We start from the raw sequence: 12,809 nt of genomic DNA on the forward strand, positions 1-12,809 counted from the left end.
GTGCCCAGGGGCGGCTCAGCTCCAGACGCCCGCGGTGAGCAGCTCGGCCAGGGCGTCGGCGCAGCCCTCCAGGAGGCGTTCCCCCTTGGCCGCCGAGGCGGTGCGGGCATCACCGGCGGTGCCGGACGGCGTGACGGTGTCGAAGGTGACGGAGCGGTGGACCGGTGAAGTGTCCCCGGCCTGGAGGGAGATGGCCGGTCCCACGGCGCCGGCCACTTCCTCCGTGTGCACGAGGTCCGGGAAGGCCGCCAGGGCCATCGAGGTCTCGCCCTCGCAGGCGTGCATGAGATGCCGCTGGGTCTCCAGGGTGTCGGCGATCACCTCCCGTCCGGCCGTGAAGTAGCTGGTGACCGCGATCGGTGCCTGGAGTTCGACGGTGAGTTCGTTGACCAGTGCGTGGAGCGCGGTGACGTTGCCGCCGTGTCCGTTGACGAGCAGGATGCGGCGGAACCCGGCACGCAGGATCGAGCGGCACATGTCCCGCAGGAGCGCGTGGAAGGTCGGCAGCGACAGGGTCAGGGTGCCGCCGAAGGGCATGTGATGCTCCGCGAGTCCGCACGAGACCGACGGTGCCACCACCACCGGCAGCGGAGCCGCCGCCACGGCGGCCCGACGGCACACCTCCGCGGCGAGAAAGTCGTCCACGCCGGTGGGCAGGTGTGCGCCGTGCTGTTCGGTGGAGCCCACCGGCAGCAGGACGACGGCGTCGCGCAGCGCCAGGTCCCGCAGGTCAGGAGCGGTCAAACGGTTCCAGCGGTGCTCTGTCACGACCCAGGACCTTTCGTCGGGGACAGTCCCCGCCGCGCCTACCCGCAGCGGCTAAGGCGAAGAATTCGCGTTAGTGAGTCTAGGCGCTCGGAGCTCCAAACGCAAAGATTATGCGTTAAGGGGGTCTCTCCATGCTCGTCCCGGGCGCGGAGGCGGGTCAGATGAGGCCGGCGCGGATGGCGTAGGAGACGGCGTGGGCGCGGTTGCGCAGCTGCAGACGCTTCATCAGGCCGTAGAGGATGTACTTCACCGTGCGCTCCGAATAGCACAGCTTGGTGGCGATCTCGGAGAGTTCCCTGCCCTCCGAGACCAGGCGCAGGACGTCGAGTTCGCGGGGGCTGACGCCCGAGGCGGTGAGGCCGCGCGGGGCGAGGACCTCCCGGTGGGTCCACCGGACCTGTTCCATCAGCGTGCCCTGGAGGGTGGGCGGGAAGCTGCCGCCGCCGTCCGCGACGGTGAGCAGGGTGCGGACGAAGGCGGCCGGAGTGAACGTGTCGCGCCACAGCACGGCCCGCACCCCCCGGTCGATCGCCGCCGAGACGTCTGCCCGCCAGTGCCGTCCGGCGATGAGGAGGAAGCGCGTGTCGGGCCGGTCGGACAGGGCGCGCAGCTGCTCCAGCGCGGTGGCGTCGACGGTGTCGAAGGCCGCGACGACGGCGTCGGCCTCGTGGATTCGCTCCGGTGGGACTTCCTGCACGCGCCGGTCGTGCTTCAGCGAGCTGACGAGTCCCGCGTGGACGACGGCGTCGGGTGAATGGACCGCTACACACACGGTGCCGGTGGATAACTGCTGGGGCATTGCGCCTCCCCGTCGGAAATCGCCCATGAGGTAGATGATCGTGCCACGCAGTTTTTGGCCACCGGCTTGCCGCAGGCCCCGATCCCTTAAGGACAGGGAAACCTGGCACGAGTAGCGGACGCAGGGGTCCGGAGGGCGGACAAACGGGCAAAGGTGGCCGGCGGGGCTTGCCGGCGGATGAACCCGCCCCGGATCATGAAGTCCTCAGGCACCCGCCGCTGCCTGGTCTTTTCCCGTACGGGGGGCCTGCGCGGGGTCCGCGCACGGCGGACGCCCCGCCCCGCCGACGGTCGCGGCGGACGCGGCCGCTCAGCCCGAGGCGGTCAGGGGGTTGCCGGTGAGCATGGCCGAGACGACCTCGGTACGGGACCGCAGGCCGGTGCGGGCGAACAGCCGGGAGAGGCGATTGGCGACGGCGTCCTCGCTGAGCCGCAGCACGGTGGCGATCTGACGGTTGGCGAGCCCCTCGGTGATCAGGGTGGCCAGCAGCTGCTCGTTCTCGGCGGTGGCCTGCTTGCGGCCGGGGACGGCCAGCCCGGCCTCGCGCAGCGCGCCCCGGGTGTGGAAGCGGCTCAGCAACGAGCCCGTCTCCCCGTACAGTTCGTACGCCTCGTGCAGCAGCTCCGGGGGGCCCGCGTCCCCGGCCGCCGCCGTCAGCGTGAGGGCGGTCTCGAACGGCTGGCCCCGCGAGCGGGCCAGGTCCACCGCCTCGTGCAACATCTCGCGCGCGGCGTCCGGGCCCTGCTCCCGCACCCGCGCCGATGCCAGCAGGTACAGCAGCCGGGTGCGTCCGCTGCCGGTGCGCCGGGCGAGTTCCTCGAGGCGCCACAGACAGGTCGCCGCCGCCTCGGCCCGGCCGTCCTCCGCCCGGAGCGTGGCGAGGGCGGCGGCCAGCTCGTCGGTTCCGTAGACATGGCCGCGCGCATCGGCCTCCCGCAGCCCGCGCCGCAACACCCGGTCGGCCGCGTCGGGTCGGCCCATGGTCCGCAGTACCGCGGCCTCGGCGACGTCCAGGAAGGTCTCCAGATGCCCCTCGTGGGTCCCGCGCGCACCGGCGATCAGGCGGGTGGCACCGGCCGGCTTGCCCCTGGCCAGCAGGATGGCGGCCGTTCCCGCGACGAACAGATCGTGCTGGGGCGCCGCGATCCACGTCTGGTCCTTCGCGACCATGCCGCGCGCCAGCGCCAGCGCGTCGTCCCACCGGCCCTGGAGGTGAAGCAGGAGGAAGTGAGTGGTGGGGGGAAGCGCCCCGGGCGGCATCCCGCGGCCCTTCAGCAGGTCCATGGCGCCGCACAGGTCGGCGTTGCCGAGCAACTGGAGGGTGTACCCGGCCGCAATCGAGTACAGCGCCTCCGGGGGGAGACCGGGATCCGGCGGCGTCTCCAGGGCGCGGGCGAGCACATCGGTCCGGCCCTGCACCAGGTGCCCGGCGACCTGCGCCAGCTCGGGTATCAGCCGGATGTGCGGGTGCGGGCGCCACACCGACTCCGTCCGCGAGAGCAGGTCCAGCCCCTCCGGCCACCGGTCGCTCATGCACAATGCCAGCGCCCGCGCCGGCAACGCGGCCTCCGGGGGCAGCGGCAGCCGGTTCCACCACTCGGCCGTGCCCATCCGCGACAGCTGCGGCCAGTCCCTCACGGAGGTGACCGCGACGACCTTGAGGGTGGCGAGCTCCTGGAGGTCCGCGGCGCTGACGACGTCGGAGGGGTCGCGCAGAATCGTCTCCGCCGCCCGGCCCGCGGTCGGGTGGTCGCCCACGATCCAGGCGGCCTTCACGCACCGCAGCAACGCCAGTTCGCGGGCCGCCGGTTCCTCGATCAGGCGCAGCGCCGCCCGGAACCACCGCAGCATGCCGCGGTCCCCGGGGTCGGGGTGCAACGCCTCGGCGGCGGCCGTGAGTTCCGCCGCCGCGCGCTCGCGGTCGAGCAGCACGCCCGCGTCGGCGATCCGGTCGGGCAGGTAGGTCACGGCGTCCGCCTCCTTGAGGAGCACGGCCGGCCGCCGCGGGGCCGTGGCGGCGGCCGCGCCGTCCCGCGCCGCCCAGAGCGCCTCCACCGCGGCGGCGGACAGCCGGCCGCGTTCCAGGGGCCCGAGCCGTTCCCGGACGGCGTGCTCCATCAGCGGTGACCGGAACTCCCAGCCCCGGGGGCCGCCGCCGTCCTCGCCGGGCAGTTCGTCGAGGAGGCCCGCGGCGATCAGGCGGCGCAGGCCGTCGCCGACCTCCCGGCCGGACAGACCGGTGGACTCGGCCACCAGCGCCGCCGCCGTCCGGCCGAGCGGCCACAGGATGCTCAGTGCCGCCGCCGTCGTCCGGCACGGTTCGCCGAGCTCGTGCAGCGCCCGCAGGAACCGGTCGTCGTCGGGCAGCACCGGCACCGGCGCGCTCGCGGCGAGGAAGGCGTGCCCGTCGGCGATCCGCACCGTGTTCCGCCGCGCCCACTCGGTGAGCAGCGCGTCGGCGGCCGCCGGAATCCCGCGGGTCAGCCCGAGGACGCGCTCGACCAGGGCCGGTTCGGGCACCGCCTGCGACCGTCGCGCCACCAGGTCGGCGAGCTGCGGCCGGGTCAGCCGCGGCAGGGGGATGGCCCGCGCCGCGCCCGCCTCCGCCGGCCACCGGGCGGCGGGGCCCAGGCGGGACGCGTCGCCGGGCCCGCCGCCGTGCCATACCGACGTGAACACCAGCCGGACCCCCGGGACGCGCCGGGCGGCGACGGCCCCCAGGGCGCCGAGGGACGCCGCGTCGGCGTACCGGGTGTCGTCCACCACCACGGCCACGGGTGCCGCGTGCGTCAGCGCGGACAGCAGCGCGTCGGCGACCGCCGCCCGGTCCCCCCGCTCCACAGCGGGCAGCACCTCGGCGTCCGGGTCCGTCCGTCCGGCCGCCGGCTGTTTCCCGGTGCCCGGCCGGTGCTCCCGCAGGGCGGTGATCACCCGCAGCGCCAGCAGCAGCGGACGGTCCTGGTCGCCGCGCACGCAGGCCAGGGCCACGACCATGTGATCCCGGGCCCGCAGCCGTGCGGCGGCCGCGTGCGCGAACGCGCTGCGCCCCGCCCCCCGTTCTCCGTGCACGAACACCAGGCCGGGCCCGTCCGGGTCGTCGAGGCAGCCCTCTAACGCGCGCAACTCCTGCTCACGGCCCACCAGATGTACGCTCGCGCCGTCCGGCCACGCCGCCGTGGTACCGCGCACCGCCTCGGCTTCCGCCGGCCGGCCACTGTCCACGGAACCTCCTCAACGACGTGTCACCGGCGGCCGCTCCGCCCGGTGTCCGCGACGGGGCGGGTGCGCCGGCCCCGTCGGAGCCTGCATTATGACCGTCTCCCGCGACGACGTCACGATCGGCGGGACGGCCCCCGGTCGACGCGGGCCGAAGACGAGTGAGGAGAACCGTGGAACGCCGTGCACCTCTCGTCGGCAGGGACCACCAGGTCGGCGTGGTGGCCGACGCCCTGCGTCCGGCCGGTACGGCGCGGACCCTGCTCGTGACCGGCGAGGCCGGCGCGGGCAAGACCGCCGTGCTGGACGAGGCGCGGCACGCGGTGGCCCAGGAGGGGGCCAAGGTGCTGCGGCTGGACGGGGAGACCGCCACCGGGCCGACCGGGGCCGCCGTCCTGGCCGACGCCGTCTGCGAGGTGCTCGCCACGGTTCACCATGACCGGTTCCCGGCCCACCTCAGCGCCGTGCGACGGGCGCAGTCGCGCGGGGACGGCGGCGAACTGACGCTGCTGGCCACCCTGGGCGAGACCCTCGCGGACGCGGCGTGCCAGGTGCCGTTCGCCCTCGTCCTCGACGGCGCCGAGCGCCTGCCCGCGCCGACCGCGTCCGCGCTCCAGCTGATGCTGCGGGCGTTCCGGCCCGCCGGCGTGCCCGTGGTGCTGGCCGGGCGCCCGGCGTCCCGGGGCCCGGCCGGCGCACCCGACCTGGCGGCGGCGGCCGACCACGTGCTCGACCTGCCGCCGCTGCGGCCGGACGACATCGGTGAACTCGTCGGACAGCGCCTCGGCCGCCCCGCCGAACCCGCGCTCCTCGCGGCGGTGCGGCGCTCCCTCGGCCCCCTGGGCGGCAACCCCGCGGCCGTGTTATCCGTGCTCACCGCGCTGCACGCCGACGGCGGCCTCGTCGACCTCGACGGCTGTACGGGCCTGGCCGGGACGGCGGACGACCTGCGGCTCACCGTGGACGCCGAACCGCTGCGCCGGGTCACGGCCGGCGGCACGGACGCCGCCGTCGTCCTGGCCGGCCTGCTGCACCGCGCCGAGCTGCGGCTGGAGGACCTGCACAGCCTGATCCCGGCCTGCGCGGCGCTCGCCGCGGACCTCGGCCGGACGGTCGACCGGCTGGTCAGGGAGCGGGTGTTGACCCTCGACGGGGACGGCCGGCTGGCCTTCGCCGTCCCCGCGGTGGCGGCGGCGCTGCGGACCCTGGCGCCCCGCCGTGACGTCCGGCCGATGCACGCCGCCGTCGTGCGGACGGTGGCCGAGCGGCTGGGCCCCGCCACCACGGGCGCCTGCCATCCGCAGCTGGCCGATCACGTCGCGGCCGCGGGCTCCGCGCTGCACGACGGCGTGGCGGTGCCGCTGCTGCTGGCGGCCGCCGCCAAGGACGCCCGGTCCTACCACCCGCGGGCGGCGCGGGCCTACCTGTCCGCGCTGCGCCGCCTGCCGCCCAACTACCCCGCGACGCTGGGCGTACTGCGCGAGGCCGCCGAACTGGGACTGGGGTGCGGCGACCACGCCGGCGTCCTCGCGCTCGGCGAGCCGATCCTCGCCGGCCTGCGGGATCCCGGCCCCTCCGATGGCGGCGGGCTGGAATTCGCCACCCATGCCTGGGGGCTGTCCGCGCTGCACGAGCACCGCTCGCCCTACGACGACGGCGCCGTGCCCCCGGCGGTCTTGGCACGGATGCCGCGGACGGCGATGCTGGCCGCGCTCGGCGGCCGGTACGGCATCGGCCCGCTCACCCCTTGGCCGGCCACCCCGCAGCCGGCGTCCGCGGAACCCGTCCCGGACGGCGGCCGGCGCCGCGACGGCCCGGGTCCGCTGCCGACCCGGGCCGAGCTGCGGACCCTGGCCGCCGCCGTGGGCAGCCACGAGGAACTGGCCCGGGCCATCCATGACTTACGGGGAGAGGAGCGCGGCGAGCCGGCGATCGGGCGGCTGCGGGACGCGGCGGCCTACGGCGACCTGGCGGGCGCCCTCGAGGCCGTACTGGGCGAACGCTGCGTACCCGCCGGCGACAGCACCGCCGGCCGCTACCACGCCATGGTCCGCGACTATCTGGGCGGACGCTGGGACGACGCCCTGGCGGCGGCCCGCGGCATCGAGCGGCGCGATCGCGCCTGCGGCGGGCCGGGCACCGGCCGGTTGGCCCGGGCACTGGCGGCCGAGATCCACTGCTTACGCGGTGACCTCGGCCGCGCCCGCGAGTGGCTCGACCTCATCCCCGGCACGGTCGTCCACCCGTTGGTGGCCCGCGCCCGGCTGGGCGTGCGGTACTGGTCGGGGCAGCAGGACGCGGCGCTGGAGGAGGCGTGGCACGACGTGCGGCGGGCGCGCGACAGCGGCCTGCTCGCGGGGGTCGAGAGGGTGCTGCTGCGCATCCTGGAGTTCGCCGAGGAGACCCGGCCGCGGCAGGCGCGGCAGGCCCTGGAGCAACTGGCGGCCCTGCACGCGGAGGCCGACACCGCCATGACCCGCGAGGCGCTGCTCGTCGCCTGCGGGGTGCTGCACGGTGACGCCGAGGGCGCGCACGACGCCTACCTGTCGGCCGAGCGGCGGGGCGACCGGCACATGATGCTGTACTGCTGCCAGATCCTCGCCGAGGTCGCCGAGGAGCCCCAGCCCTGGCTGGCGGAGGCGGCCCGCCACACCCATCTGCTGTCCCTCGGACGTCCCGGGCGCGCCCTGCTCGGCCGCTCGGCGCAGCGCCGCAACGTGCCGCTGCCCAGGGGCCGTTCGGCCCGCGAGGGCCTGAGCGAGGCGGAGGTGCGGCTGATCGGCATGGTCGGCGAGGGCGGGACCAACCGGCAGATCGCGGCCCGTCTGGCGTGCAGTGAGAAGACGGTCGAACAACGGCTGGCCCGGCTGTTCCAGCGCACCGGCAAACGCTCGCGGGTGGAACTGGTGGCGGCCTGGCTGGACGGCAGCCTGGCCGGACTCGGCCCCGGGCCGGACGCCGCGCCGGGACCGGGCGCGAGGTCCGGCCCGGCCGGCGGCTGAACGCGCGGGCAGCAGGCCCCGATCAGGAACCGCCCCCTCACCGAGCCCTCCTGGGCCTCGCCGGTACGCACCGCCACGCGAGGCCCGCGGCGATCAGATAGGCGAGCCCGCCGACGGCCATGCTGAGGCGGATCCCCGCCTGGTAGGAGGTGGCGGTGGCGAGCAGGGTGCCGCCCAGTGCGACGCCGGTCGCGCTGCCGATCTGGCGGGTGGTGTTGAACACGGCGGAGGCGGTCCCCGCATACGCCGCGGGTGCGGCGCCCATCACGGTGGAGGTCGCGCCGGTCAGGGCGAAGGAAGTGCCGAACCCCGCGGCCATCATCGGGGCGACCAGCAGCGGGTAGGCCGGGTCGGCTCCCGCGGCGGCCCAGCCCGCCAGTCCCAGGGCGGCCAGGAGCATGCCGGAGACCACCAGCGGACGGTCGCCGGTGGTGCGGCTGAGCCGCCCTGACAGGACGGAGGCGAACATGGTCATCGCCACCGCCGGGAACAGGGCCGCCCCCGTGGCGAGGGCGCTGAACCCGCGCTGGTGCTGGAAGTCGAGGCTGGCGGTGAACACCATGCCGTAGAAGCCGAAGTTGAACAGCAGACCGATCACGGCTCCGCCGCTCAGCGCGCGTGCGCGCAGCAGGTCCGGTGGCAGGGCGGGGGAGCGGGCCAGCCGTTCACGCACCGCCAGCGCCGCGACCGCCACGACGCACAGGCCCAGCCCGGCGACCACGGCCGGATCCGACCACCCCCGGCGCCCGGCCTCGTTGAGCGCGGCCGTCAGCAGCGCCACCGCCGCCACCACCAGGCACTGCGCCGGCCAGTCCAGCGCCCGGCCGGCGTGCCGGGGCGAGGGCGCCACCTGCCGCAGCGTCAGCACCAGACAGGCCACGCCGACGGGCAGGTTGATGAGGAACACCCACCGCCAGCCCGCGGTCGACACCAGCAGCCCGCCCAGCAGCGGCCCGGCGGAGGCCGCGATGCCCGCCATCGACCCCCACAGCCCGAAGGCCCGCGAGCGCGCGGCGGGCGCCGGGTAGGCCTGCTGGAGCAGCGCCAGGGAACCGGGCACGATCAGCGCCGCACCGAAGCCTTCCACCAGCCGCGCCAGCACCAGGAACGGGGCGGTCGGCGCCAGCGCGCACGCGGCCGAGGACACGGTGAACACGGTGACGCCCGCGCAGAACACCCGGCGGTTGCCCAGGCGGTCGCCCAGCGCCCCGCCGGTCAGCAGGAACCCGGCGAAGACCAGGGTGTACCCGTCGGTGATCCACTGAATGCCGGTGAGCGAGGCGGAGAGGTCCCGGCCGATCACCGGCACCGCGACATTGATGATCGTCACGTCCAGGATCACCATGAAATACCCGGCGCACACCGCCAGCAGCGGCGCCAGGGACCGCCGTCGGGGCTCCGGGGCCGCGTCCGATGGGGGCTCCGACGCACCACCGCCGGCCGTCTCCGCGAACTCCACGTCGCCCACTCCGTCCCGTTCGCAGCGGACCGCCGCCGAAGAGCGGAGGACATGCACCAAAGGGGTCGGTAAGGAACAGTACGGCGGACCGGACGCGCAGCGCGGTAACGCGGCCAGTGGCGACAGCGGTGGCAGTGGCGCGGTCGGCGTGGTCCGCCCGGTCAGCGAGGTGTGCGGCGGACGGTCGCGTGGACCGGTGCGCTCAACGCATCACCCGTTCCAGGAAGTTGGGGCCGGGGAAGTCATCGCCGTTCCCGGGGCGGGCGGGGCTGGTCAGCTCGACGGCGCCGGTGCACGCCACCCGGTCCGTCACCTTCGCGCACGCCACCGCGTTGCGCAGATCCGTCGTGGCGAGCATGGGGCTGACGGCCAGCCCCTCACGGCCCTTGGGATGGGAGGTGAGCCGGGCGTCCCGGCCGACCCAGATCGAGACCTTCTGCGCGCTGCCGGAGCGCGGCTGCACCTCCGACCAGACCGTGCCGCACGACGGGCTGAACCGCAGCCGCACGGTGTAGGTGGTGTCCGTGATGGTGCTCTCCGCACGCGCGTCGCGACTGCAGCCGTACCTCCTCGGATACCGCCCCTGACACCTGTGTCCGTGGCACGCGTCGGGTGCGCCCCACACCGCGCGCGGGCCGTTCGCGGGAATCTCCACCATCGAGGCCGCCGCCCCCATGGTCGCCACCAGCGCCACCAGCGCCGCCAGTGCCACCAGCGCGCCGGCGCGCCGCAACACCCCCGCGCCGCGCGCCATCCCGCGGCTACGCCCGGACCGTTGCACCGGGACGGGAGCCGTGGCCGGCGCGGGCGGCCCGGCCAGCGGCGCGGTCCGGGCGTGGTACGCGGCGTCGTGGAGCAGCAGCAGGGGTTCCTGATCCGCGCCGGCCACCTGACCCAGCGCCACGACCGCGCCGCGCGGCGGCAGCTTCTCCCCGTTGAGATAGCGGTGCCAGGCGGACTTGCTGTACGGGGTCTTCCGGGACAGGCCGTCCAGGCTCAGCCCCGTCCGCTCCTTGAGGGCGCGCAGCTCCTCGGCCAGGAGCTGGGCGTCGGTATCGAGCGTGTCGGGCAGCGGCCGCCAGCGGGACACCATGTGCGCCTCCCCTCACCACCCCGCCTCCGCTCGGGGGTGGGCGCTTCGGCGGCCCGGTCCGGCGGTCCGGGGCGGTGCCTGTTTCCTCCCGGATGGCGGAATGTGTACCCACGCGTGGCAGCGGGCGACACCCTCCACACACCGAACACCACATGTCAGCTGAGCGCTTTGTCATACAAGCGGAAGGCACGCCTGCCTGCCGGACCCTCGGTGAACCCCAGGCACAGCCGCGGTGTGCCGTTGCCCGGCAGCACGGCCAGGCCCTCCGGTTCCCGCGGCGACAGTCCCGGCGCCGTGCGGTCCAGCTGCTGCCACACCACCCGTCCGGTCCGCAGATCCATGCGGTACAGCCGGGTGTTGCCGCCCGAGGACGACGGATTGCCCGCCCCGTAGCCGCTGCCGAGGATCTGGTAGGCGTAATCGCCGTACAGGGCCATGCCCTGGAAAGGCAGCCCCAGCGCGGCGCCGGGCTGCGCGAAGTCGGCCAGCGGAGCGAACCAGCGGTTGCGGAACTCGTCCAGGCCGTACAGGGCGAACCGGGGTATGCCCTTCCGCTTGTACCGCAGCAGCAGTTGGCGGTGTGTCACATCCAGGGCCGGGGAATTGCTGGTGGAGCCGGGGACAGGGCGGTACGTGCCGAGCTCGTGGCTGCCGCGGTCCAGCACCTGCCCGGCCACGAAGCGAAAGCGGCACACCCCGCGCCCGTAGCCGGACGACGGGTGGGCATCCCACTCCGTCCACAGCGTGACGCCGTCCGTGGAGTCCTCGAGCCCGATCGAGCCTCCGTGGCCGAACCCCTTCAGATACATGTGCCCGGCGTCGGCGCCGCCCAGGGTGAGCCGGTTCAGACACAGATCACCCCGCCGCGCGCGCTCCGCGTGGGACACCGCCGCCTTCTCGCCCGGCAGCCGGACCCCGCCCGCCACCACCTGTACCGCGTAGAGGTGGCCGTGCCGTTCGTCGACCGCGAAGGACTGCAGCACCGTGCTGTGCCGCAGCCGGCCGGCGAAGAACTGCCGGCCCGGCGCCGACAGGGCGGGCAGCCTCCGGTCCGGCGCCCGCGCGGCCCTCGCCCACTGCGCCGCCCCTGCCCACTGCGCCGGCGCGAGGGCGGCGGCCACCGCGCCCACGCCGAGACCGAGCACCGCTCGGCGTCCCGGTCGCGGCCCCTGCATGTTTCTGACCATCAAGCGCTCCAAGGGATCGGACCGGCTGCCCGCCCGCTCGCGATGCCGAACGGGCGGGCAGCCACGGGTCATCCCCGGGTCACTTCATCCCCGGGGTCACTGCGGACGGCGGCGTCAGCCGTTGGTCACCCGGCACCACGGGAGGGTGCGGAAGGCGCGGACGTAGTGCGCGGAGACATAGCCCCGGTGGTGCGTGAGCTCGTACCAGCGCGTGGTGCCCCGCACCCTGGTGCCATTGGTCTTGCACACCAGGCCCCGGACGCTGCCGTCGCGTACCGTGCCGACCACGCGGTAGGCGGTGCCCGGGCCGGAACGGACGTTCAGGGCCATTCCGTTCGGGGTCACCGCGCGGCCGTGCGTATGGGTGTGCCTCATCGCCGCCGTGCCGAGGTGCGCGGGGTGCGGACAGGAGTCGGCGACCGCCACCGCCGGGACCATGGCGAGGGCGGCGACCGCGGTGACCACGGCGTTGCGCAGCATGCGTCGATTCATCGGACTCTCCTCGTGACGTGAGGCGCACCGGAGCGTGCCCCTGTGTCACTCAGCGTTTCCGACCGCACACGCGATGATGTGTCCCAGCCGTCCCAGGGAGGAAGTGGAACGCCCGCCCGCTCCCCGGTCGGTGCGGGGGCGGTGCGCCGTGACCGCGGAGTGCCGGGGCCCGGCGCATCGCGCATGCTAAGCGTCCGCTTACGATGGCTGCGGTCCCCACCCGGGTCCACCAGCGGGCACCCAACGGGCCCCACAGCACCCTCCGCCTCAACAGCGCCGGCAAGCGCATCAACACCCAGGAGCACCACCCGTGAGCGTCGAACCCCTCCAGGTCCCCACCGCCCCGTACGGCGAACTGGTCCCCGTCACCGTCCACTTCGACGACCTCGACGCGCTCGGCATGCTCCACAACTCCCGCTACCCGCTGCTGGTCGAGCGCGCCTGGGCGGAGTTCTGGCACGGCCGGGGCTTCGGCTTCGACGGTGACTGGGCCGCCGCCGGGGACATGTGCAACGTCATCAAGGAGATGCGGGTCTCCTACGAGCGTCCGGTCACCCGGCCCGGCCGCTATGCGGCACATCTGTGGGTCGAACGCCTCGGCCGCACCGGCCTCACCTACGGCTTCCGCCTCTGCTCGGCCGACGGCGCCCAGACCCACGCCCAGGGCCACCGGGTACTGGTCCGCGTCGACGCGCAGACGCTGCGGCCCACCCCCTGGTCCGACCGCGCCCGTGCGGTCGCCGCCGACCTGCTCCGGCCGGCGGAGGCAGCGGAGGCGGACGCGGCCTGAACC

General features: G+C 75.1%; 9 protein-coding genes. 2 read left to right on the forward strand and 7 right to left on the reverse strand.

From position 1 onward, the window contains the following. Positions 1 to 15: 15 nt before the first annotated feature. The 3 genes from OIU81_RS30755 to OIU81_RS30765 form a co-directional block, all read right to left on the reverse strand. Entirely contained in the window at positions 16 to 768 is a 753-nt protein-coding gene (locus tag OIU81_RS30755; protein WP_329153049.1) for a creatininase family protein, read from the reverse strand. A 157-nt stretch (positions 769 to 925) separates the two neighbouring features. Further along, positions 926 to 1,567 (reverse strand): helix-turn-helix transcriptional regulator, encoded by a 642-nt coding sequence (locus tag OIU81_RS30760; RefSeq protein ID WP_329153052.1) that lies wholly within the window; start codon positions 1,565 to 1,567, stop codon positions 926 to 928. A gap of 309 nt (positions 1,568 to 1,876) precedes the next feature. Further along, on the reverse strand, positions 1,877 to 4,789 hold the full coding sequence (locus tag OIU81_RS30765) for an AAA family ATPase (RefSeq protein WP_329153054.1): 2,913 nt from the start codon (positions 4,787 to 4,789) through the stop codon (positions 1,877 to 1,879). A gap of 167 nt (positions 4,790 to 4,956) precedes the next feature. Between OIU81_RS30765 and OIU81_RS30770 the strand changes: the two genes are divergently transcribed. Further along, positions 4,957 to 7,785, forward strand: coding sequence for an AAA family ATPase (locus OIU81_RS30770; protein WP_329153056.1), 2,829 nt, complete (start codon positions 4,957 to 4,959; stop codon positions 7,783 to 7,785). Between the two features lie 37 nt (positions 7,786 to 7,822). Here OIU81_RS30770 and OIU81_RS30775 read toward each other — a convergent pair whose 3' ends face one another. The 4 genes from OIU81_RS30775 to OIU81_RS30790 form a co-directional block, all read right to left on the reverse strand. Then, positions 7,823 to 9,244 (reverse strand): MFS transporter, encoded by a 1,422-nt coding sequence (locus OIU81_RS30775; RefSeq protein WP_443074071.1) that lies wholly within the window; start codon positions 9,242 to 9,244, stop codon positions 7,823 to 7,825. Positions 9,245 to 9,446: 202 nt separating this feature from the next. After that, on the reverse strand, positions 9,447 to 10,337 hold the full coding sequence (locus OIU81_RS30780; RefSeq protein WP_329153057.1) for a helix-turn-helix domain-containing protein: 891 nt from the start codon (positions 10,335 to 10,337) through the stop codon (positions 9,447 to 9,449). 155 nt (positions 10,338 to 10,492) lie between these two features. Next, positions 10,493 to 11,512 (reverse strand): phage baseplate protein, encoded by a 1,020-nt coding sequence (locus OIU81_RS30785; RefSeq protein WP_329153059.1) that lies wholly within the window; start codon positions 11,510 to 11,512, stop codon positions 10,493 to 10,495. A 126-nt stretch (positions 11,513 to 11,638) separates the two neighbouring features. After that, the gene (locus OIU81_RS30790; protein ID WP_329153061.1) at positions 11,639 to 12,016 is read right to left on the reverse strand and encodes an SH3 domain-containing protein; all 378 of its coding nucleotides are present in this window, start codon (positions 12,014 to 12,016) and stop codon (positions 11,639 to 11,641) included. Between the two features lie 310 nt (positions 12,017 to 12,326). On the opposite strand from OIU81_RS30790, the gene OIU81_RS30795 reads away from it, so the two are divergent. Beyond that, complete coding sequence (locus OIU81_RS30795; protein ID WP_329153063.1) at positions 12,327 to 12,806, forward strand: acyl-CoA thioesterase; 480 nt, start codon at positions 12,327 to 12,329, stop codon at positions 12,804 to 12,806. Positions 12,807 to 12,809 lie beyond the last annotated feature (3 nt).

Origin of the sequence: Streptomyces sp. NBC_01454, assembly GCF_036227565.1 — a bacterium.
GTDB lineage: Bacteria > Actinomycetota > Actinomycetes > Streptomycetales > Streptomycetaceae > Streptomyces.

What these genes read in the sequence shown, in the direction of transcription:
- OIU81_RS30785 (WP_329153059.1), bottom strand. Translation starts at nt 11,512, where the DNA reads ATGCAGGGGCCGCGACCGGGACGCCGAGCGGTGCTCGGTCTCGGCGTG.
- OIU81_RS30780 (WP_329153057.1), bottom strand. Translation starts at nt 10,337, where the DNA reads ATGGTGTCCCGCTGGCGGCCGCTGCCCGACACGCTCGATACCGACGCC.
- OIU81_RS30760 (WP_329153052.1), bottom strand. Translation starts at nt 1,567, where the DNA reads ATGCCCCAGCAGTTATCCACCGGCACCGTGTGTGTAGCGGTCCATTCA.
- OIU81_RS30790 (WP_329153061.1), bottom strand. Translation starts at nt 12,016, where the DNA reads ATGAATCGACGCATGCTGCGCAACGCCGTGGTCACCGCGGTCGCCGCC.